A 21,388-nucleotide genomic window follows, 5' to 3' on the forward strand; every position below is an offset into this window, starting at 1 on the left:
ATTTCACCGACACCGATCGAGGGGGAGTGGAGATGGCGCCCACTGCTGGTATCGAGTCCGAGAACCCCTACGAGGAGACGGCGGAGGTGCCGGGCGCCGCCGCCCGCGTCCCGCGGCATGCTCACTCGCGGAGCTACCTGATGTGCCCGCCCACGTATTTCGACGTCGTCTATGCCATCAACGACTGGATGCGTCCCGAGGAACCCGTGGACCGGGATCGTGCGATGTCGCAGTGGTCGGCGCTCGCGGACACCTACCGGCGACTCGGGCACGAGGTCCTCACGATCGACCCTGTCGAGGGACTTCCGGACATGGTGTTCGTCACCGACAGCGGACTCGTCGTCGACGGGGTGGCGCTCGGCGCCCGCTACCGGTCCGCCGAGCGGCGGGCCGAGGCTGAGCACGTGTTTCGGTGGTTCTCGGACAACGGGCTGATCAGGCCCACTCTGCCGCGGTACGTCAACGAGGGGGAGGGCGACTTCCTCGTCGTCGGCGACGTGATCCTCGCCGGAACCGGGTTCCGCTCCGACCCGCGGTCGCACGCCGAGGCCGCGGCGCACCTCGGCCGCACGGTGATCACGTTGAACCTGGTGAATCCCCGCTACTACCACCTCAACACCGCGCTGGGTGTGCTCGACGACTCGACCATCGCCTACCTGCCCGCGGCGTTCTCGCCGGACAGTCGCGCTCTGCTCGAGCAGATGTATCCCGACGCGGTGATCGCGGCCGAGACGGACACCGACTGGCTCGGACTGAACCTGGTCAGCGACGGTGCCAATGTGGTGCTACCCGTCCAGGCTTCGCACCTTGCCGGCCAGTTGTCCGCCCGCGGGTACGAGCCCGTGCCGGTCGACTATTCGGAGTTCCTCAAATCCGGTGGCGGAATCAAGTGCAGCACTTTGGAGCTCCGCGGCTTCCGTGGGCTCCGGGTCGTGGAAGATCAGGGGTGACCAGCAATGTCGGACGGTGTCGTTTCCGTGTCGGATGCCACGCGTGAGCAGCTGAGCAGGGCCGACGAGCACAGCGCACACAACTACTCGCCGCTGCCGGTCGTGATCGAGTCGGGCGCGGGCTCGTGGGTGAAGGGAATCGACGGCGTCGACTACCTGGACGTCCTCGCCGGATACTCGGCGCTCAATTTCGGCCACGCACACCCCACTCTCGTCCGGGTGGCACGCGAACAACTCGGCCGGCTCACCCTGACCAGCCGCGCCTTCCAGCACGATCGGTTCGCGTCCTTCTGCGAGGACCTGAGCCGGCTGTGCCGGAAGGACGCCGTACTGCCGATGAACACGGGCGCCGAAGCCGTGGAGACCGCGCTGAAACTGGCCCGCAAATGGGGCTACGACGTCAAGGGAGTGCCACCGGGGCGTGCCGAGGTGATCACGTGCGCCGGGAACTTCCACGGTCGCACCATCTCGATCGTCGGGTTCTCGTCCGATCCGGACGCGTACACCGGATTCGGTCCGTTCCCGGCGGGCTTCGCGTCCGTCGAATACGGGAACGCGAACGCGCTCGAGGCCGCGATCACCGAGAACACCGTGGCGGTGCTCCTCGAACCGATCCAGGGGGAGGCCGGGGTGCTGGTGCCACCGCCCGGCTACCTCGCGGCGGTCCGGGACATCTGCACTCGTCGCGGGATCCTGATGATCGCCGACGAGATCCAAAGCGGGCTCGGGCGGACCGGCGACACGTTTGCGTGCGACCACGAGAACGTGACCCCCGACGTGTACGTCCTGGGCAAGGCACTCGGGGGTGGTCTGATGCCGGTTTCCGCCGTCGTCGCCGACTGGCCGGTGATGGCGGTGATCGGCCCCGGACAACATGGAAGCACGTTCGGGGGCAACCCCCTCGCCTGCGCGGTCGGGAGCGCCGTCGTGGACCTGCTCGAGACCGGCGAGTATCAGCAGCGAAGCCGTGACCTGGGCGCCTACCTGCACAGCATGCTGTCGCAACTGCCCCCCGACCACGTCTCGGAGGTGCGTGGGCGCGGACTGTGGGCCGGTGTGCAGCTGGCCGACGGTATGCCGTCCGCTCGAACGATCTGTGAAAGACTTCTGGCACGCAGGGTCCTCGCGAAGGACGCGCACGAGGGAACGATCCGCATCGCCCCGCCGCTGGTGATCGAACGGGACGAGCTGACGTGGGCGGTCGAACAGCTCGCCGATGCGCTCGCCGAGTGAGTTTTGACCCTGGGCCTCACCGACCGGTATTGTTCTCCGTTGGCGTGCCGTGCGCCGCTGTGTCCTCGTGTCGCAGTGGCTGGCGGTTCTCGGGTCTCAACTGGCCGCCGGGAATCGCTCGACGATACGCAATGGCCAGCAGCGGATTGAACAAGACGAGGAAGTTCTGTGTCTACGTACACCCCGAAGGCCGGAGATGTGACCCGCACGTGGCACGTCATCGACGCCACTGACGTGGTGCTCGGCCGCCTTGCCGTCCAGGCAGCCAACTTGCTGCGCGGCAAGCACAAGCCCACCTTTGCACCGCACGTTGACGGCGGCGACTTCGTCGTCATCATCAACGCCGAGAAGGTTGCCATCAGCGGCAACAAGCGTGAGGGCAAGTTCCTCTACCACCACTCCGGACACCCCGGTGGTCTGAAGTCCCGCTCCGTCGGTGAGGTTCTCGACAAGAACCCCGACCGCCTCGTGGAGAAGGCCATCGTCGGCATGCTTCCCAAGAACAAGCTGGGTCGCGCCATCAGCAGCAAGCTGAAGGTCTACGCGGGCCCGAACCACCCCCACGCCGCGCAGCAGCCGGTGCCATTCGAGATCAAGCAGGTGGCCCAGTGACGGCGCCGGAGGAGCAGAACGTGTCCAACCCCGAAGAGATCACCGAGGCTGTCGAGGTCGCGGCGGACGAGTACGTGTCCGTCGAGGAGCCCGAGGTCGCCGAGGACATCGAGGCCGCTGCTGCGCCGCAGGCCCCGATCGTGATCGATCGCCCCATCCAGACCGTCGGTCGTCGTAAGGAAGCGGTTGTCCGCGTCCGTCTGACCCCCGGTTCGGGCGACTTCAAGCTCAACGGCCGCACCATCGAGGACTACTTCCCGAACAAGGTGCACCAGCAGCTGATCAAGGCTCCGCTGGTCACGGTCGAGCGTGCCGAGTCCTTCGACATCGTGGCGCTGCTGCACGGTGGCGGACCGTCCGGTCAGGCCGGCGCACTGCGTCTCGCCATCGCCCGCGCGCTCATCGAGGTCACCCCCGAGGACCGTCCGGCTCTCAAGAGCGCCGGCTTCCTCACGCGTGACGCCCGCGCCGTCGAGCGCAAGAAGTACGGCCTGAAGAAGGCCCGCAAGGCATCTCAGTACTCGAAGCGCTGATGTGTCGCCGAAGCCGCCCTGCGGGGTCGGCTTCGGCACCTGTTCTTCCCGAGAGCAGGCGTCCATCGTTACCGGACGCCTGCTCTCGTGCTTTATCCGAGATGTAGTGGGTTTTCCTAATTGCGAGGGGTCTGGTCTATGGGTCGATTGTTCGGGACGGATGGGGTTCGTGGTCTCGCGAATACCGAGCTGACCGCCGAGTTGGCGTTGCAGGTGGCCTCCGCCGCCGCGACGGTGCTGGCGTCGCCGGGGTCGGGGGGACGCAAGACGGCTGTGGTCGGCCGTGACCCGAGAGCCAGCGGTGAAATGCTCGAGGCGGCGGTCGTCGCGGGCCTGACGTCGGCGGGTGTCGACGTTCTGAACGTCGGGGTGCTGCCGACACCCGCGGTGGCCTACCTGACCGCGGAGCTGGACGCAGCTCTCGGTGTCATGATCTCCGCCTCGCACAATCCCATGCCCGACAACGGCATCAAGATCTTCGCGGCCGGCGGACACAAACTCGACGACGAGGTGGAAGACCGGATCGAGTCCGTCGCCGCCGGAACCACGACACGGCGGGCGCCGACCGGTGCGGGGATCGGACGTGTTCGCACGGTGCCGGACGCCGCGGAACGGTATCTGCAGCACCTGGCCACCGCACTCCCGAACAGCCTCGACGGGCTGACCGTGGTGGTGGACTGTGCGCACGGCGCGGCATCGGGCGTCGCTCCCGCCGCCTACCGGGCCGCAGGCGCCACCGTCGTCGCGATCAACGCCGAACCCGACGGACTCAACATCAACGAGAACTGCGGGTCGACGCACCTCGAAAGCCTGCAGAAGGCGGTCGTCGAGCACAGCGCCGATCTGGGGCTGGCGCACGACGGGGATGCGGATCGGTGCCTCGCCGTCGATGCCGCCGGTTCCCTCATCGACGGCGACGCCATCATGACCGTGCTCGCCCTCGGCATGCGCGACGCGGGTGAACTGGTGGGCAACACCCTCGTCGCGACGGTCATGAGCAATCTCGGTTTGCACATCGCGATGCGTGAGGCCGGGATCACACTGGTCACCACTGCCGTCGGTGATCGCTACGTCCTCGAAGGACTCCGGTCCGGTGGCTTCAGCCTGGGCGGCGAACAGTCCGGACACGTCGTGTTCCCCGCCTTCGGCACCACCGGCGACGGAGTGCTGACAGGACTGCGGCTGATGGGCCGGATGGCGGAGACCGGACAAGCGATCGCAGATCTGGCGTCGGCGATGACGACGCTCCCGCAGGTTCTGGTCAACGTGAGGGTCGCCGACAAGCGCGCCGTCGCCGCGTCCCCGGTCGTGCTGGACGCGGTCGTGGCCGCCGAGCGCAGCCTGGGCGACAACGGCCGGGTGCTGCTGCGGCCGTCGGGAACCGAACAACTCGTCCGCGTGATGGTCGAGGCGTCGGACATCGAAGTAGCCCGGAAACTCGCCGACGAACTGGCGGGCACCGTCGCCTCCGTGTGAGCGGACACAACGCACCGATCGGCCGGGGGAACCGATCGGTGCGCTGTCGCGTCTAATGCAGTAGGTCGCGAAGAGAGGGTGGGGCAATGAGCGATGGGCTCAAGGTGGACGTCGCGGTGGTGACGGACGCGGGTACGAGACTGCTGCGGTCGGCGGAGGTCCTGAGACAGCAGGCCGCCGAGACCGCCCGGCTGGAATTCAGTGGAATACACGCGGGCCGCGACTACGCCGCGAAGGGTGACGCGGTGCGTGACGCCCTCGGCGTCGTCAGGGTCGCGCTCGGGCAGTTGGGCGCGGACGTGGAATCGTTCGGGCACGCGTTCCAGGCCGCTGCGGCGCGCTACTCGGGAACGGACGCGAACGTCACCGCCGACGTGAACGGGGTGCAGTGGTGACCGCGGATCCGAGAGCGCTGATCGACGACCCGAACCTGAGCCGCGAATACAAGGAGCAACTCCTCCAGTCCTGGGCGGCCTCCCGCGAGGAGGACAAGTCATCCTGGCAGCCGTACTTCGACGAGTACGGGCTCGACAAGCGTGACCGGACTCCGTCCGCCGATCAGCGGTACGCCGCATTGCTGGAGCAGGGCAGCGACTGCCAGGCCGCGAACGCATCCCGGATCGCGCTGGGGGAGCACCTTCGCCCGAATGCCCTCAACGTTCCCGACGACATGCTCGATCTCGGCGCGCGGGGTCTCGAATTCTTCGAGTTGTTCCTCCCCGCCGCGACACGACTGGGGTACGAATCCCGCGAACTCGCCGACTACTACGCGAGGTTCGACGCGGAACGGGGGATGCGCCTGCACACACTCGCTCACGACGTCGGCACCCTCGGGCGCAGCCTCGACACGGCCCGCACCGAACTCGACGAGAACGAGAGATGCGTCGCCGCAGTGCGAACCGGGTGGAGCGGAGTCGCCGCCGCGGCAGCGATCGACGCCGCCGACCGACAGAACGTCCAGGCGGACGCCACCATCGGTCGGCTCCACGATCTCGCCGAGGTGCTGTTCGAGGCGAACCTCACGCTGAGCGCCGCGGTGACGAACAAGGCGTACAAGGTGGTGTCTCTGCATCAGCCGACAGTGGGCGGGTACAGCGCGGCCCAGATCGACGTTCTCGCGCGGATCTACGCCGAGGGCAAGGACGGCGACAACTCCGCCGCGAAGGACTGCATGGAAGATGCGTCGTACTGGTTCCCCGAACTCGCCGACGACGACTACCGGCACGTCAACGGCCTGTACAAGGACGGGGGCGGCGGTGCGCTCCGCCGACTCGACCGGGACGACGTGGTGCGGCGGGCCGCCGGAATCACCAAGGACTGGCTCGACGCGAACTTCCGGCACGTGTACGAGGAGAAGCAGCAGGAGTTCACAGCCGCGTGTGTGGACTGCGCCGAAGCGGTGCACGCCGCCTATGACGCCGTCGTCGCCGAGGCGCGGTCGATCGAGGTGCAGCCCGGTTTTCGTCCCGAGGACACTCCCGATCCGGCACCCGCGCCGAGGGCGCCCGAGGTGCACGACGCCGACACCGTCCCCGCCGCTGCGCCCGCTCCCGCACCCGCTGCGCCGACGGCGCCCGCCACCTCACCCGCGACGAACGGACCGGCGTATGTCCCGCCTCGATCCGGTGGTGGAGACGCGGCAACCATTCCGACGGCCGCCGCACCACCGCCAACCGCACCACCGCCAACCGCACCACCGATGGCCGCTGCGCCACTGACAACCGCGCCACCGCCGATGGCTGCGGCGCCTCCGATGACCGCTGCGCCGCCGATGGCCGCCGTGCCTCCGATGACTACCGCCCCGGGCCTCGGGAGCATTCCCGGTCCGGGTGATCTGGTACGTCAAGGTCTCGCGGGAGGTCTGGCGGATCTCGGTTCGATCCTTCGCCCGTTGATCGAGGACACCGTCTCGGCCCTCACCCACAGGGACGACGAAGAACGGAACACCGAGGACCTCGGCGACGGACACGCCGATCCGCGGGAGGACGGCGGCGAGCCGGCCGACGGCGTCCCACACGACAAGAGCCTCGAACTGAACCTCGACGGACAGTCGTGGACCCTCGCCGTCGATGCGGACGGTCAGGGAATTCATCTCGAGCTGACCGACGGACAGGGCGGGACGGCCAGGTTCGGAGTCGAGATCGGCCCGAATGGTCTGCCGCAGATCACAGCGGAAACCGGTGCGGGCGAAGGAGACTCTGCAGATGCCGACTGCGCACCCGCCTCGCCGACCCCGGAATCACAGGTCAGCGATGATGCCGAGGCCGCCCCGGATGCGACATCCGAAGAACATCCGGCGCCCGGCCGACCGGCCGTGGACGCCGTGCCGGACAACGAGAACACACCGGCCCTTGCGCCGGCCGGAGACGCCGCAGCCGACCCGCAACCACAGGTGGTGTCAGTGCAGCAGCAGCCGGCTCCCGAGACGCCCGCCGAGGCCCCGCCACTGGGCGAACCGCGATCCGCGCCCGAACTGGCGACAGGTCCCGTGGGCGGATTCGACAGCGGCGCCGAGTTGGCCGAGGCCGGGCCGCTGTGAGCCACCGAGCCGCACAGTTGCGTGCGCAACGGGCACAGATGCGGGCCGACCTCGAAATGTTCCGGGAACGGATCGACGAGCGCAGAGCCCGAGACGAGGAAGCCGCGGCGAACCGGTCCGGCCGCAGCCGGACCGAGCCTGCAGCGGCATCACCCGCGGCTGCGCCACCGGAAACACTCGACGACGACGACGAGTTCTATCGTCCGCGCAGCTGGCTGGTGTGACCGGAGAACTCAGATGTGCGGGAGCACACCCTCGAAGCCGGCGTCGGTGTGCTCCTCGTGCGGATCGACGAGCGTGGTGTGGGGAAGTTCGGCGTCCGCCTTCGCGAACACCTCGTACTTCTTGTCCTCGGTGAGGTGATAGAGCAGGAAGCCGGTGAGCAGCGCGCGTGTGATCTGCTGGGTCTTCCGCTCGGAACCGCCGATGCCGAGTGCACCCAGGAGGCGGCGTCCCTCGGTGAGCCCGGACTCCTTGGCGCCGTTGACGGCGCGCAGGACGTGTTCCCCGCCCCACGCCTCGGCCAGCGCCTTGGCGTTGCTGTTCATGGTGTCGATGTCGGCACCGGCGACGACGAGCCCCGGCGCTGTGATCTTGGACGCATACTTCTCGGCCTTCGGCGCGGTCGGTGCCGGGAACAAGGCGGCGACCGCCGATACGTCCCGTTGCGCGGCGGCGAGCACCGCCACACCCGCACCCATCCCGTGTCCTGCGAACGCGACGCGATCGGGCTGCACGCTGATCTGGCCGGGACCGAGACGCACACCCACACAGATGTCGAGGGTGGCCCGCAGGTCGGTGGCGAGGCCCAGGTGGGAAGGCACGGGACCGCGTTCACTGTTGGGAGCGGCCACGACGATTCCCCACGACGCCAGATGCTCGAGCGTCTTCCGGTAGTGGTCGGCACCTGCCATCCAACTGTGCGCGAACGCGACGGCGGGCAGGTTGAAGCCTGATTCGGGCGTGTATACGACGCCCGGCTGTCCGGCGAGTGCGAGGTCACCCCGCAGCACGCGGTGCGGTCCTCGCTTGGACAGTTCACGGGCCAGGGTCTTCGGTTTCGGCGCCACGGGGAGAACGTTATCCGATTCGCGGGCCGGCGAGAGAGCCGATGCGGCCCACACTCCGACTTCGCCGCGTCGCCCGGTCCAAGTACCCTGATGAACCATGTGCGGAATCGTGGGATACGTCGGCCACCGGCAGGCTCTGACTGTTGTGGTGGAGGCCTTGCGGCGAATGGAATACCGCGGATACGACTCCGCCGGTATCGCCGTGCTCGACGGCCACGGCGGCATGGCGGTCGAGCGGAAGGCGGGTCGTCTCGCGAATCTCGAGGCCGAACTCGACGAGGTCGGGGCCGAGCACTTCACCGGGAGCACCGGGATCGGTCACACGCGGTGGGCCACGCACGGCAGGCCGACCGACCGCAACGCGCACCCGCACCGTGATGCGGGTAACACGGTTGCCGTCGTGCACAACGGCATCATCGAGAACTTCGCCCCGCTGCGGGCAGAACTCGAGCACGACGGAGTCGACTTCGCCAGCGACACCGACACCGAGGTCGCGGTGCACCTCGTCGCGCGGGCCTACGCCTCGGGCGAGACGGCCGGTGACTTCGTCGCGAGTGCGCTGAGCGTGCTGCGCAGGCTCGAGGGCGCATTCACGCTCGTCTTCACGCATTCGGACCACCCGGACACCATCGTCGCGGCGCGTCGCTCGACGCCCCTCGTCATCGGTGTCGGCGAGGGAGAGACGTTCCTCGGGTCCGATGTCGCGGCGTTCATCGAGCACACCCGTGATGCGGTCGAGCTGGGGCAGGACCAGGTGGTGGTGATCACCGCGGACGGGTACTCGATTCTGAACTTCGACGGATCCGAGGCGCAGGGCCGCCCGTTCCGCATCGACTGGGACCTCGCGGCCGCCGAGAAGGGCGGCCACGACTACTTCATGCTCAAGGAGATCGAGGAGCAGCCGGCCGCGGTCGCGGACACTCTCCTGGGGCATTTCCAGGACGGGAAGATCGTTCTCGACGAGCAGCGACTGTCGGATCAGGAACTGCGCGACGTCGACAAGGTCTTCGTCGTCGCCTGCGGCAGCGCCTACCACTCGGGGCTGCTCGCGAAGTACGCCATCGAGCACTGGACTCGGCTGCCCGTCGAGGTCGAGCTCGCCAGCGAGTTCCGCTACCGCGACCCGGTCCTGGACCGGTCGACGCTGGTCGTGGCCATCTCGCAGTCCGGTGAGACGGCCGACACCCTCGAGGCCGTGCGCCACGCCAAGGACCAGAAGGCGCGGGTGCTGGCGGTGTGCAACACGAACGGCGCCCAGATTCCGCGAGAGGCGGACGCCGTCCTTTACACCCGGGCAGGTCCGGAGATCGGTGTCGCGTCGACCAAGGCGTTCCTCGCGCAGGTCACGGCGAACTACCTGGTCGGTCTGGCCCTCGCCCAGGCCCGCGGCACCAAGTACCCGGACGAGGTCGCACGCGAGTACGCCGATCTCGAGGCGATGCCCGACCTGGTGAGCCGGGTACTCGAGACGGTCGAGCCGGTGCGGGCGCTGGCGCGGGAGCTGGCGTCGTCGTCGACGGTGCTGTTCCTGGGCCGCCACGTGGGCTACCCCGTGGCGCTCGAGGGTGCGCTCAAGCTCAAGGAGCTGGCGTACATGCACGCCGAGGGCTTCGCGGCCGGCGAGCTCAAGCACGGGCCGATCGCGTTGATCGAGGACGGGTTGCCGGTGATCATCGTGATGCCGTCGCCGAAGGGGCGCGCGGTGCTGCACTCGAAGCTGCTGAGCAACATCCGGGAGATCCAGGCCCGCGGTGCGCGGACCGTGGTGATCGCGGAGGAGGGCGACGAGGCCGTGCGCCCGTTCGCCGATCACCTGATCGAGATCCCGGCGGCGCCGACGCTCCTGCAGCCGCTGCTGTCGACGGTGCCGTTGCAGGTGTTCGCGGCGGAGGTCGCGCAGACGCGCGGCTACGACGTCGACAAGCCGCGTAACCTCGCGAAGTCCGTCACCGTCGAATAACAACCACCGTAGGGGCGTGGCCGGGCCGGCTGCGCCCTACGGGGTGACGACGACGGTGCCCGTCATCTCGGGGTGCAGCGAACACGTGTATTCGTAGGTCCCCGGTTCGGTGAACGTGTACGTGAACGTGCCGGTCTGCATCAGACGGCTTCGCAGCACACTTTTCGCGGCGCCGACACCCACCACGTCGTGGGTGACACCCCGGTCGTCGAAATTCCAGGTGACGGTGTCGCCCGCCTTGACGGTGAGTGTCGCGGGCGCATACGCCATGTTCGCGACCTGCACGACGGGTCCGGTCGGCGCCTCGGGCGCCGTGCTGTCGGGCGAACCGCACCCGGACACGACGCCCGCCATCGAAATGCTTGCGGCGAGAGCCACTCCGGCGATCCACGAGCTTCCACGTCCACGCATGACGTCGAGCGTAGTCTGACCCGGTACCGACCCTTCTCGACGAGGAGTTCCCATGCGGGGCTACTACACCGCTGACGAGGTTCGAGCCGCAGAGGCGCCGTTGCTGGCTTCTCTTCCCGACGGCGCGCTGATGCGACGCGCAGCGCATGGGCTCGCCACGGTGGTGGCGGCGGAGCTGCGAGCGCGGACCGGGGGCGTCGCGGGTCGAACGATCACGGTGCTGGTGGGGTCCGGTGACAACGGCGGGGACGCGTTGTGGGCGGCGTCGATGCTGCGGGGGCGTGGTGTTGCGGCCACCGCGGTCCTGCTGAAACCGGAGAAGGCGCACGAGGCGGGGCTGGCGGCGTTCACTGCGGCCGGCGGCCGAGTGGCCGCCCCGTCCGACGAGCTGGGCATGCCCGATCTGGTGATCGACGGGATCGTCGGAATCTCCGGCAGGGGGTCGCTGCGGCCCGATGCTGCCGCGCTGGTCGACCGGATCGAGGCTCCGATCGTGTCGGCCGACCTGCCGAGCGGTGTGGACCCGGACACGGGAGCGGTCGACGGCCCCGCCGTGCGCGCCGCCGTCACCGTCGCATTCGGCGCCCTCAAACCGGTCCACGCGCTCGGTGCGGCGCACTGCGGCCGGGTCGAGCTCGTGGACATCGGACTGTCGCTCGGCGACCCGGGGATCACCGCCCTCGACGCCGCCGACGTCGGTGCTGCGTGGCCGGTGCCGGGGGCGGACGACGACAAGTACTCGCAGGGCGTGGTGGGGGTTGTCGCAGGCAGCGACGGTTACCCGGGTGCCGGTGTGCTGTGCACGGGCGCCGCGGTCACGGCCACGTCGGGGCTCGTCCGCTACGCCGGACCGTGCACCCACGAGGTGCTCGCGCACGCGCCGGAGGTGATCGCGACCACCGATCTCGCCAAGGCGGGACGCGTCCAGTCGTGGGTGGTCGGGCCGGGCATGGGCACCGACGACGCCGCCCGTCGCACGCTGCGGACGGTGCTCGACTCCGACGTGCCCGTGCTGGTCGACGCGGACGGTCTGACCCTGCTCGCCGAGGACCCGGACCTGGTGCGGTCGAGGACCGCAGCGACACTACTGACCCCCCACGCCGGGGAGTTCGCCCGGCTGACGGGGACGGATCCGGGTCCGGACCGGGTGGCGTCGGCACGCGCTCTCGCTGCCGACTGGAACGTTCACCTGCTGCTCAAGGGGCGGGCCACGGTGATCGCGGAACCCGGTGGCCGGATCTACGTCAACGAGGCGGGCGGGTCGTGGTCCGCCACCGCGGGGGCCGGGGACGTGCTCGCCGGGATCATCGGCTCACTCATGGCCGCGGGTATCGGCCCGGCCCGGGCCGCGGCGGTGGGTGCGCGAGCGCACTCGCTGGCCGCGAACCTGGCTGCCCGAGGCGGTGGCGCGGACCTCTCCGCAGGCCGCGGAACAGCACCGATCTCCGCCGGGACGCTGCTCGCGCACCTCCGGGAGTCGATCAGAGTTCTCCGTGCGGGGGTGTCACCCGAAGAAATGCCGGCCTCCTCGTGAATGGCAGGATCGAGCATATGACGCTTGCTGAAGCAGTACCGGCCGACGACCACGGACACCGCGAACCCGCAGCGCCCTCGGAGGCGCCGGCACCGCAGGCCGAGGCCGTCGTCGATCTGGACGCGATTGCGCACAACGTCCGCATCCTGCGCGACAGCGCCCGGGACGCGGCGATGATGGCCGTCGTGAAGGCGGACGGCTACAACCACGGCGCCGTACCCGTGGCACGCGCGGCGCTGGCCGCCGGAGCGTCGGAACTGGGCGTGACGACGGTGTCGGAGGCGCTGACTCTGCGCCGCGCGGGCATCGACGCCCCCGTCCTCGCCTGGCTGCACACCGTCGACGCCGACTTCGCCCCCGCGATCGCGGCCGGTGTCGAACTCGGCGTCTCCTCGCCCCGTCACCTCGCCGCGGTGGTCGCTGCCGCCCGGAGCGTCGGCACCACGGCGATCGTCACGATCAAGGTCGACACCGGACTGAACCGCAACGGGGTGGCACCCGACGAGCTGGCGCAGGTCCTCGTCGATCTGGCGCGCGCACAGGCCGAGGGCTCGGTGCGGCTGCGCGGCATCTTCTCGCATCTCGCCCACGCCGACGAGCCGCATCACGCCTGGATCGATTCCCAGCGCGATCGACTGGTCAGCGCGATCGCGGATGCCAAGCGGCAGGGCCTGGTCCCCGAAGTGGTGCACCTGTCCAATTCCGCGGCCACCCTGACCCGTCCCGACCTGCGGTTTGACATGGTTCGCCCGGGAATCGCGATATATGGGTTGTCGCCCGTACCCGAACTCGGTCAGTTCGGGTTGCGCCCGGCGATGACACTGCGATCGAGGGTGGCTCTGGTGAAGAAGGTAGCGGCAGGTGAAGGCGTGTCCTACGGGCACCAGTGGGTGGCCCCACGGGATACGACGGTGGCGCTGCTGCCGTTCGGCTACGCCGACGGGCTGCCGCGCTCGCTCAGCGGCCGTTTCGAGGTCCAGCTGGGCGCGCAGCGACGGCCGGGCATCGGACGCGTCTGCATGGACCAGGTGGTCGTCGATCTCGGACCGGACGGCGGCGGAGTCCGGGAGGGGGACACCGCCGTGTTCTTCGGCAACGGAGACCTCGGCGAGCCCAACGCGCAAGCGTGGGCCGATGAACTCGACACCATTCACTACGAGGTGGTGACAGGGGTACGCGGCCGGACGGTGCGCAGTTACGTCGGCGGGACGGGCACCTAGATCATGGGGTTGTCGAAGCGTCTGGGGCTCGTCGGCGGCCTGCTGAGCGCGCTGGCGCTCGGTTCGGTCGCCGGTGTCAACGCGCTACGCAGCGCGACCCGGCCGGGCCGCGAGATCTACGGTGACGAGGACTTCACGCTGATGTCGCGGGACCGGCGCAGCGTCGTGGTCACCGAGGACGGCGTCGCGCTCGCGGTCCGCGAGGTCGGCCCCGAGGACGCGCCGGTGACGGCGGTGTTCGTGCACGGCTACTGCCTGGACATGACGTCGTGGCATTTCCAGCGCCGCCAGCTCGCCGAGCGGTGGGGCGACGACGTGCGGATGGTGTTCTACGACCAACGAGGGCACGGCGATTCGGGTGTGCCGTCCACGGCGACCTGCACCATCGCTCAACTGGGCGCCGATCTCGCGACCGTGATCGAGGCGAAGGCCCCCACCGGACCGGTTGTGCTCGTGGGGCATTCGATGGGCGGAATGACGGTCCTGGCCTTCGCCGGGCAGCGGCCCGAACTGGTGGCGTCGCGGGTGGTCGGTGTGGGCCTGGTGGCCACGGCCGCCGCCGGTCTCAGCGAGACCGGATTGACGCGGAACCTGCAGAACCCGGTCATCGACGGCTTCCGGATGGCAGTCCGGACCTCACCCGAACTCGTCCAGCACGCTCGCGGCGCGGCCCGCGTGCTGATCACCCCGATTCTTCGGGCGGCGTCGTACGGCACGGACGTGAGTCCGCGGCTGCACAAGTTCTCCGACTCCATGCTGGACCGGACGTCGGTGGTGACCATCGTGAACTTTCTGCGCACACTCGAATTGCACGACGAGTCCGCGTCACTCGAGGCGATCGAGCGCACCCCATCCGTCGTGGTGTGCGGCGACAGCGACATGATCATCCCGTTCGGCAGCTCACGGAAACTGGCAGCGGACCTTCCGGAGTCCGAACTGGTACGGGTGCGCGGTGCCGGCCATCTGGTGCAGCTCGAATTCCCGTCCGTGGTGTCGGACGCCGTCGACCGGGTCCTGCATCGTGGCCTGGCGACGTACGAGTCGCGTGAGCAGTCCGATGTCGGCTGAAGAGGGAGTGTTGCCCGTGAGCGGGACCGTGGTGTTGCCGACGGCGGAGGACACCGAGCAGTTCGGCCGAGATCTCGCCCGGGGCCTCGTCGCCGGGGATCTCGTGGTCCTCGACGGACCCCTCGGTGCGGGGAAGACCGCACTGACGAAGGGGATCGGAGCCGGGCTCGGCGTGCAGGGGCGGGTGACTTCGCCCACATTCGTGATCGCGCGGGAGCACCGGGCGGGCACGCGGCCCGGCGGGGGCACCCCGGTCGGGATGGTGCACGTGGACGCGTACCGACTGGGTGGAAGCGGCCCCCACGCGCTGGACGAACTCGACGCGCTCGACCTCGACACCGACCTGACTGCAGCGGTTGTCGTCGTCGAATGGGGCGAGGGCATCGCGGAGCAGCTGGCCGATCGTCATCTGCGGGTACGCCTGCGCCGCGAACCGGAGACGGACGTCCGCACCGCCCACTGGGAGTGGATTTCCTGACGGGGTCGGGTGTCGGGAGCGGTTCTGACGTGCGAGTACCCTCAGTTACCGTGCTTGTTCTCGCCATCGACACGTCCACGCCTGCCGTGACCGCCGGAGTCGTCCGGGTTTCGGCCGATTCCGCATCGGTGGAGGCGGTGCACACCCTCGCGGTGCGCGTGACGGTCAACCCGCGCGCCCACGCGGAAGTGCTCACCCCGCACATCCTCGAATGCCTCACCGAGTCGGGGCACGTCGCCGCGGACCTCGACGCAGTGGTGGTCGGCGCCGGACCCGGGCCGTTCACCGGACTGCGCGTGGGGATGGCCACCGCCGCCGCGTTCGCCGACGCCCTCGGCATTCCGGCCCACGGCGTGTGCAGCCTCGACGCCATCGCCGCGCAGGTGGACGGCGACCGGAATCTGCTCGTCGTCACGGATGCACGGCGGCGTGAGGTGTACTGGGCGCGCTATTCGGCAGGGGTGCGGGTAGAAGGTCCCGCGGTGGTGAAGCCGCGCGAACTCGAGCCGATGCCGTCCGAGGTGGTGGCGGGATCGCCGTCACACGTCGACTTCTTCGATCTCCCTGTCGAGCCCGTGGAAACACCATCGCCCGCAGGACTGGTCGCGGTGGCCGCGGAGGCCCTGTTCAGTGATGCGGCCCCGGCGGCGCTCGTACCGCTCTACCTGCGGCGCCCGGACGCGGTCGAACTGGCGGACCGGAAGAAATGACTTTCCGCATCGAACCGATGGCGGCCGCCGACGCCGAACGGTGCGCGGAGCTCGAGACACTCCTCTTCGCCGGTGACGGACCCTGGAGCGCACGCGCATTCAGGGCGGAACTGGCCGCCCCGCACGTGCACTACACCGTGGCGCGGGACGACACCGGCCACGTCGTCGGGTACGCCGGAATCGCCCTGCTGGGTGACGGTTCACATCCCGAATCCGAGATACACACGATCGGAACGGATCCGGCGTGTCAGCGCCGGGGGATCGGCGGCGCCCTCCTCGACGAGCTCCTCCGAGTGGCCGACACCCGGGGTGGCCCGGTGTTTCTCGAAGTGCGCACCGACAACGACGCGGCGGTCGCCCTCTACCGACGTGAAGGATTCGAGATCGTGGGAACCCGTAAGAAGTACTACCAACCGAGCGGTGCGGACGCCTTCACGATGCGTCGCCCCGGATCGGGTGAGGAGCCGGTGCAATGATCGTCATGGGGATCGAAAGCTCTTGTGACGAGACCGGAGTCGGCATCGTCCGGTGGAACGGTGACGGAACGTGCGAACTCCTCGCGGACGAGGTCGCATCCAGCGTCGAAGAGCACGCACGGTACGGCGGGGTGGTGCCGGAGGTCGCGTCCCGTGCGCACCTCGAGGCGATCGTCCCGACGATGCGGCGGGCCCTCGCCGCCGCCGGGATCGCCAAGCCGGACGCTCTCGCCGTCACCATCGGACCCGGTCTGGCCGGTGCCCTGCTCGTCGGTGTCGCGGCCGCGAAAGCCTATGCGGCGGCGTGGGACGTCCCGTTCTACGCGGTGAACCACCTCGGCGGTCACGTCTCGGTCGACACCCTCGAACACGGACCGATGCCGCCGTGCGTGGCACTGCTCGTGTCCGGTGGGCACACCCACCTCCTGCACGTCGAGGATCTTGCGAAGCCCATCGTCGAACTCGGCACCACCGTGGACGACGCCGCCGGCGAAGCCTTCGACAAGGTGGCCCGCCTCCTCGGCCTCGGATTCCCCGGTGGCCCCGCTCTCGACGCCGCGGCGCAGGACGGCGACCGCGACGCCATCCCCTTCCCGCGCGGTATGACCGGGCCCCGGGACGCCCGGCACGACTTCTCGTTCTCCGGGCTGAAAACGGCTGTCGCACGGTACGTGGAGTCCAAGGAGCGGGCAGGGGAGGTGTGCTCGGTGCCGGATATCGCCGCGAGCTTCCAGGAGGCCGTGGCGGACGTGCTGACGATGAAAGCGGTGCGGGCAGCCCGCGACGTCGGCGTGGACACGCTGGTTCTCGGTGGCGGCGCCACGGCCAACTCCCGCATCCGCGCACTCGCCGAGGAACGTTGCGCCGACGCCGGACTGACCCTGCGGGTACCGAAACCGCGCCTGTGCACCGACAACGGAGTGATGATCGCCTCGCTCGGCGCGCATCTGATCGCCGGCGGCGCCGCGCCGTCCCTGCTGACCGTGGCCAGCGACCCCGGACTGTCGGTGGCGACCAGTCAGGTGTTCAGCTGACCGGAATCGTGACGGTCTGCGTGGCCGGGGGAGTGAGCGCCTCACCGGGCTGAGCACCACTCGGTTGCGACGCATCGGGACTCGGAGCGACCGTGCCCGGCGCCGGGACCATCGGGAAGAGTCCCTCGGGTGCCGCGGGGGTACTGGGTTCCGCGGGAGCGGCGGGCGTCTCCGCAGGCGGCGGTGCCACCTCGGGAACGTCGGGTGCGGGCGCGACGGGGCTCGGTTCGTTCGGCGTGGATTCCCCCGGAACCTGCGGCCACAGCGGCGGAATCGCGGGCCATTCGATGTGCGGCCACGAGGGCTGCGGCGGGTTCGTTCCCGGCAGCGTCGGACGCGGCGGTGCCGTGGGTGTCGGCACCGGGGTGGTGGTGCGCGGTGTCGTGGTCTCGCTCGTCGAATCGGGCGTCTGCTCGGAGGTCCGGTCCGTTTGCGGTTCGGACGTGGGCGGCGCAACCTGATTCGGGTAGAACTCCGACGTCGGCGTCGGATCATACGACGGAATCCGCGTGGCGGGAGGTTCGTCCGTTGTCGTTGTCGTGACCTGCTCGGTGGTCTGGAACATGTCGGTCCCCGCGGGGGAGACATTGGGATCCGGCGCGGGCGCGAGTTCCTTGACGCCGTAACCGAGAACGAGACCTCCGACCACGAGGGCGCCGACGAGTGCCCCCGACACCTTGGCAGCCGAACCGGGGCGGTTCGACTCGGTGGCCGGGTAGTCGCGGATGGCCGAGGAGACGGCGAGCAACGCCGCACCTTTCGCGGTCGCCGTGTCGGGTTCGGGCATCACGACGACCCGTGCGGCGAACGCGTCGGCGACGGCGGAAGTGATCGCGGGAATGTTCGCGCCACCGCCGACGAGGGCAAAGGCATCCGGTTGACGTGGGGAGTCGGCGACGGTGGCGCGGATGAACTCCACCGCGACCCGGACAGTGGGTGCGGCGATCTCGTCGAACCTGGTGCGGCTGATCTCGATCGGGCGGATGCCCTGCAGGTCGATGTCGACGTGTGCGTTCGGCTCCGAGGACAACTGCTCTTTGGCGACGCGGCACCGCGCCGAGAGCAGGTCGCGGTCCAGGTGCCGCAGGGGATGCGGGGTCGAGAGGCTGCCGACGACGTGGTGGAAGACGAGGTCGTCGATTCCGGTGCCGCTCACACGGCTCGTGCGATCGGTGTGCAGGACGGTGCCGTCGACCTGATCGACGACGGCGACGGACAGTCCGGACTCGCCGAAGTCGACGATCGCGACCGTGGCATGCTGGGCGACCTCGCCGGTGTGCCGCAGGTAGGTGAGCGTGGCGGCGGTCTCGGGCACGAGATGCACGCGGTGCCGCTGCCTGCTGACGGCGCTGCGGATCGAATGCGCCTGTTCCGCCGTGCGGTACGCGACGGCGAACGCGTCGGGAGTGGTGGGGTCGGCAGGGACCTGGGTGGTCATCAGCGAGATCGACGAGCGGACCAGGTCACCGAGGTCGGTGTGCGCCTGATCGGCGGACAGGTAACGGAACTCGACGTTCTGCGAACCGTTCGAGGCCGTGGTGACGAGGGCGGAACCCACACCGGACGCACCGGTGGACATCCCCAAGGACATCCCCATCACACACCCCCTCACGTTTTCGACGCGTGACCTGCCATCTCTGTCGGAACGCCCTGTTCAGCGGGGAATCCCTGCCCGTTGAATCGGCGACTGTTATCTGAACGTTACAGAAAACAAACGGATTTCGCTCCCGACTTTCGGCCGCAGAAGACGAGGATGGCGCTCGATAGCCGGTCTCACCTGCACAGTTGTCCAAAGGAATCTCATGCGACGCGCCAGCGATTTTCGCAACCTCACGAGACGCGAGCGCCGACGGCTTCTGCTGCGTGCACTTCTGCGCCCATTGGTCACTGTCGTCCTGTGCCTCGTGGTCTACTTCGCCCTGCCGTGGACCTCGTTCGGGGACATGTCGGGTGTGTTCTTCCTGGCCGGCGGTTTGCTCGCGGTCGCGGCGGTCGCGGTCTGGCAGATCCGCCGGATCGTCCGGTCCGACGTACCGGCGCTCCAGGCGATCGAGGCACTGGCCCTGATCCTGCCGCTGTACCTGCTCGGGTTCTCGGCAGGATATTGCCTGATGTCCGAAAGCGATCCGGGTTACTTCACCGAACCCCTCACACGCATGGGTGCGTTGTACTTCTCGCTCACCATCTTCTCGACCGTCGGGTTCGGCGACATCGCCGCGACGACCGATCCGTCGCGAGCCGTCGTGAGTGTGCAGATCATCGGAAACCTGATCCTTCTCGGCGTCGGCATCCGCGCGATCGTCGCGGCCGTCGACTGGGCCCGCAGGCGCCGGACCTAGCGACCCGACGCCAGCATCAGTTCGACGTTCCTGTCGGGTGTCCCGCCGAGCAGGTCGGGGTCGGCGTGAATGTCGTTGAACGACAACTCCCGGTACAGCGACGCCAACCCGAGCGGTGAGAGATCGGTGTGGTCGACGGCGTAGGGACTGTCGGCCTCGAACAGTGTCGTGAGCAGAGACACGGTTCCGTCGATGTTGTCGACCACCTCGATGATTCGCCCGTGCTGGGGGAAGTCGATGTGCGAGGCCGTGTTGATCTCCCAGAACGACTGCTCCGGAGTCGATCCGGGCCACGGGGTGATCCGGTTCTCGTGGGTGTGTCCGTTGACCCAGGCGAGGACGTTCGGGAATCGGTGCAGCAGATCCACCAGTCGCCAACCCCGGATCCGGGGTTCCGCCGGGGCGGAGGGGTCGGGGACGACGTTGTCCATGCTGCCGCTGGTGTGGTGGCTGAACAGTACGAACCAGGTGTCGCCGCGTGCCTGCGTCACCGGATTGCCGGCCGTGTCGAAGTACCGGCTGCTGCCGGCCACCAGAGTGTCCTCGATCCACCGGAACTGCGCCGCACCGAGCGAGCCGTCGACGAACCCCGCCCGGTTGGTGGAATCCATGCTGATGCCGACCACGCCGGGTGCGATCTCGAACGAGTAGTAGCCGATCCCGGTCTCGCCGGCGTCCGGTGCAAAACCGTGGCCGACCGGTCCGGGGCCGGTGTTGGCCGGGTCCAGGTGGGCGGCGATGAACTGGCGGGGCGTGAACGGCGCGCGTGCGGGGTCGGGTGTGACGACCCGCGCTGGGGTCGTGATCGCGGACAGGGCGGCGGGAATGGCGCCGGGATCGAACCTGGTCGCGATGTCGACCGCCTTCGCCTCTTCCGGCGATCCCGGGACCTCGAACTTCAGAGAACCGGTGTACATCGCTTCGAGCGGTGGGATGCCGCTCGGGACGGTGCCCTGCACCGAGTCGTCGTGATTGCCGAAGACGCAATACCAGGGGGTGCGGAGGCCGGGGCTCGTGACGGGAGAGATCGCCGCGCCGAGCAGGCCGGGTATCTCGGGGAACCCGGCCTTCTTGTACATGTCCTGGAGGGAGGACTCCGGGTTCCAGTACAGTTCCGCACCCGAGTTCTGCACGCCTTCGTAGCGGTCGGGTGCGCCCGTGTTGGGGACGATGGTGCCGCCGTTGAGTGCGGTGAGGAACCAGCCGAGTTCGGCGAACTCCTTGTTGTCGGTGTTGTCGCCGGTACTCACGACCGCGTCGAACGGGCGCTGGGTGTGCGGGCCGGACGCGAGCGCGTTGACGCGTGCGACCAGGGCGACGAGACCTTGGGCGGTGAGTGTCTCGTGCGGGCGGAACGCGGACCCCGTGAAGGGGTGCACGTATTCGAAACGCATCGGGGACTGGGCGTCGACCAGGTGGACGTCCGTGAGCTGGACGAGGGAGGCGAGGGCGGTGCGCCGGTCCTCGCGCCCGCTGCGCGCCTCGGCGAGTTCGGTGCGGACGATCGTCGGCCACCCCGGGCCCGCGCCGAGCCTGCGGTAGCCGGAGCTGCCGAGGGGGACGGCCACCGCTTCGAGGGTGGTGCCGGCCCCGGACGTGGGAAGAGGCGCCGCGCCCGCGTACTGCAACCCCCACGGGCGTGCTCCGAATCCCACTGTTCCGATCGCCCCGAGTCCGGCAAATGTCAGGAATCTACGCCGATTGATGTCAGACACCAGACGAACCTTAGGTGACGACCCGTGAGA

General features: G+C 69.0%; 21 protein-coding genes. 17 read left to right on the plus strand and 4 right to left on the minus strand.

Features of this window, described 5'->3' with window-relative positions; translation table 11 throughout:
• Nucleotides 1-32 precede the first annotated feature (32 nt).
• From ddaH to QM841_RS18130, 8 genes are all read left to right on the plus strand, one after another.
• A complete protein-coding gene (gene ddaH, locus QM841_RS18095) occupies nucleotides 33-950 on the plus strand; it encodes a dimethylargininase (protein WP_283332989.1) in 918 nt (305 codons plus the stop codon).
• Nucleotides 951-956: 6 nt separating this feature from the next.
• On the plus strand, nucleotides 957-2,183 hold the full coding sequence (rocD, locus tag QM841_RS18100) for an ornithine--oxo-acid transaminase (protein ID WP_283332990.1): 1,227 nt from the start codon (nucleotides 957-959) through the stop codon (nucleotides 2,181-2,183).
• 168 nt (nucleotides 2,184-2,351) lie between these two features.
• Complete coding sequence (rplM, locus tag QM841_RS18105) at nucleotides 2,352-2,795, plus strand: 50S ribosomal protein L13 (protein WP_005239728.1); 444 nt, start codon at nucleotides 2,352-2,354, stop codon at nucleotides 2,793-2,795.
• Complete coding sequence (rpsI, locus tag QM841_RS18110) at nucleotides 2,792-3,328, plus strand: 30S ribosomal protein S9 (RefSeq protein WP_005239729.1); 537 nt, start codon at nucleotides 2,792-2,794, stop codon at nucleotides 3,326-3,328. Before rplM ends, rpsI begins: the two co-directional genes overlap by 4 nt.
• A gap of 138 nt (nucleotides 3,329-3,466) precedes the next feature.
• Nucleotides 3,467-4,804 (plus strand): phosphoglucosamine mutase, encoded by a 1,338-nt coding sequence (gene glmM / locus QM841_RS18115; RefSeq protein WP_280782650.1) that lies wholly within the window; start codon nucleotides 3,467-3,469, stop codon nucleotides 4,802-4,804.
• 86 nt (nucleotides 4,805-4,890) lie between these two features.
• A complete protein-coding gene (locus QM841_RS18120) occupies nucleotides 4,891-5,199 on the plus strand; it encodes a hypothetical protein (RefSeq protein ID WP_283332991.1) in 309 nt (102 codons plus the stop codon).
• A complete protein-coding gene (locus tag QM841_RS18125) occupies nucleotides 5,196-7,343 on the plus strand; it encodes an ICP22 family protein (RefSeq protein WP_283332992.1) in 2,148 nt (715 codons plus the stop codon). Before QM841_RS18120 ends, QM841_RS18125 begins: the two co-directional genes overlap by 4 nt.
• A complete protein-coding gene (locus tag QM841_RS18130) occupies nucleotides 7,340-7,567 on the plus strand; it encodes a hypothetical protein (RefSeq protein WP_283332993.1) in 228 nt (75 codons plus the stop codon). Before QM841_RS18125 ends, QM841_RS18130 begins: the two co-directional genes overlap by 4 nt.
• 9 nt (nucleotides 7,568-7,576) lie before the next feature.
• Here QM841_RS18130 and QM841_RS18135 read toward each other — a convergent pair whose 3' ends face one another.
• Entirely contained in the window at nucleotides 7,577-8,413 is an 837-nt protein-coding gene (locus tag QM841_RS18135) for a dienelactone hydrolase family protein (protein WP_037245016.1), read from the minus strand.
• 97 nt (nucleotides 8,414-8,510) lie between these two features.
• On the opposite strand from QM841_RS18135, the gene glmS reads away from it, so the two are divergent.
• Nucleotides 8,511-10,373 (plus strand): glutamine--fructose-6-phosphate transaminase (isomerizing), encoded by a 1,863-nt coding sequence (gene glmS, locus QM841_RS18140; protein ID WP_105412631.1) that lies wholly within the window; start codon nucleotides 8,511-8,513, stop codon nucleotides 10,371-10,373.
• 36 nt (nucleotides 10,374-10,409) lie between these two features.
• Here glmS and QM841_RS18145 read toward each other — a convergent pair whose 3' ends face one another.
• Nucleotides 10,410-10,784: a cupredoxin domain-containing protein gene (locus QM841_RS18145; RefSeq protein WP_280782654.1), complete on the minus strand. Its 375-nt coding sequence runs from the start codon at nucleotides 10,782-10,784 to the stop codon at nucleotides 10,410-10,412.
• Between the two features lie 52 nt (nucleotides 10,785-10,836).
• Between QM841_RS18145 and QM841_RS18150 the strand changes: the two genes are divergently transcribed.
• The 7 genes from QM841_RS18150 to tsaD are packed head-to-tail and all read left to right on the plus strand — an operon-like array spanning nucleotide 10,837 to nucleotide 17,304.
• Nucleotides 10,837-12,318, plus strand: a complete 1,482-nt coding sequence (locus tag QM841_RS18150; RefSeq protein ID WP_283332994.1) for an NAD(P)H-hydrate dehydratase — start codon at nucleotides 10,837-10,839, stop codon at nucleotides 12,316-12,318.
• Nucleotides 12,319-12,335: 17 nt separating this feature from the next.
• Nucleotides 12,336-13,538: an alanine racemase gene (alr, locus tag QM841_RS18155; protein WP_283332995.1), complete on the plus strand. Its 1,203-nt coding sequence runs from the start codon at nucleotides 12,336-12,338 to the stop codon at nucleotides 13,536-13,538.
• A gap of 3 nt (nucleotides 13,539-13,541) precedes the next feature.
• Nucleotides 13,542-14,606, plus strand: a complete 1,065-nt coding sequence (locus tag QM841_RS18160; protein WP_283332996.1) for an alpha/beta fold hydrolase — start codon at nucleotides 13,542-13,544, stop codon at nucleotides 14,604-14,606.
• On the plus strand, nucleotides 14,596-15,084 hold the full coding sequence (gene tsaE / locus QM841_RS18165; RefSeq protein WP_283332997.1) for a tRNA (adenosine(37)-N6)-threonylcarbamoyltransferase complex ATPase subunit type 1 TsaE: 489 nt from the start codon (nucleotides 14,596-14,598) through the stop codon (nucleotides 15,082-15,084). The genes QM841_RS18160 and tsaE overlap by 11 nt, the downstream gene beginning before the upstream one ends.
• A gap of 50 nt (nucleotides 15,085-15,134) precedes the next feature.
• On the plus strand, nucleotides 15,135-15,794 hold the full coding sequence (gene tsaB, locus QM841_RS18170; protein ID WP_280782659.1) for a tRNA (adenosine(37)-N6)-threonylcarbamoyltransferase complex dimerization subunit type 1 TsaB: 660 nt from the start codon (nucleotides 15,135-15,137) through the stop codon (nucleotides 15,792-15,794).
• Nucleotides 15,791-16,270 (plus strand): ribosomal protein S18-alanine N-acetyltransferase, encoded by a 480-nt coding sequence (gene rimI / locus QM841_RS18175; protein WP_283332998.1) that lies wholly within the window; start codon nucleotides 15,791-15,793, stop codon nucleotides 16,268-16,270. The genes tsaB and rimI overlap by 4 nt, the downstream gene beginning before the upstream one ends.
• The gene (tsaD, locus tag QM841_RS18180) at nucleotides 16,267-17,304 is read left to right on the plus strand and encodes a tRNA (adenosine(37)-N6)-threonylcarbamoyltransferase complex transferase subunit TsaD (RefSeq protein WP_283332999.1); all 1,038 of its coding nucleotides are present in this window, start codon (nucleotides 16,267-16,269) and stop codon (nucleotides 17,302-17,304) included. The genes rimI and tsaD overlap by 4 nt, the downstream gene beginning before the upstream one ends.
• Here tsaD and QM841_RS18185 read toward each other — a convergent pair.
• Entirely contained in the window at nucleotides 17,297-18,901 is a 1,605-nt protein-coding gene (locus QM841_RS18185; RefSeq protein WP_283333000.1) for a DUF7159 family protein, read from the minus strand. The two genes, tsaD and QM841_RS18185, sit on opposite strands and share 8 nt — an antisense overlap.
• 205 nt (nucleotides 18,902-19,106) lie before the next feature.
• Here QM841_RS18185 and QM841_RS18190 point away from each other — a divergent pair, with 205 nt between their 5' ends.
• Nucleotides 19,107-19,643 (plus strand): potassium channel family protein, encoded by a 537-nt coding sequence (locus QM841_RS18190; RefSeq protein WP_283333001.1) that lies wholly within the window; start codon nucleotides 19,107-19,109, stop codon nucleotides 19,641-19,643.
• On the opposite strand, the gene QM841_RS18195 is transcribed toward QM841_RS18190, so the two are convergent.
• On the minus strand, nucleotides 19,640-21,358 hold the full coding sequence (locus QM841_RS18195; RefSeq protein WP_283333002.1) for a TIGR03767 family metallophosphoesterase: 1,719 nt from the start codon (nucleotides 21,356-21,358) through the stop codon (nucleotides 19,640-19,642). The genes QM841_RS18190 and QM841_RS18195 overlap by 4 nt on opposite strands.
• Nucleotides 21,359-21,388 lie beyond the last annotated feature (30 nt).

Origin of the sequence: Rhodococcus sp. IEGM 1307, assembly GCF_030056915.1 — a bacterium.
Lineage (GTDB): Bacteria > Actinomycetota > Actinomycetes > Mycobacteriales > Mycobacteriaceae > Rhodococcus_F > Rhodococcus_F opacus_D.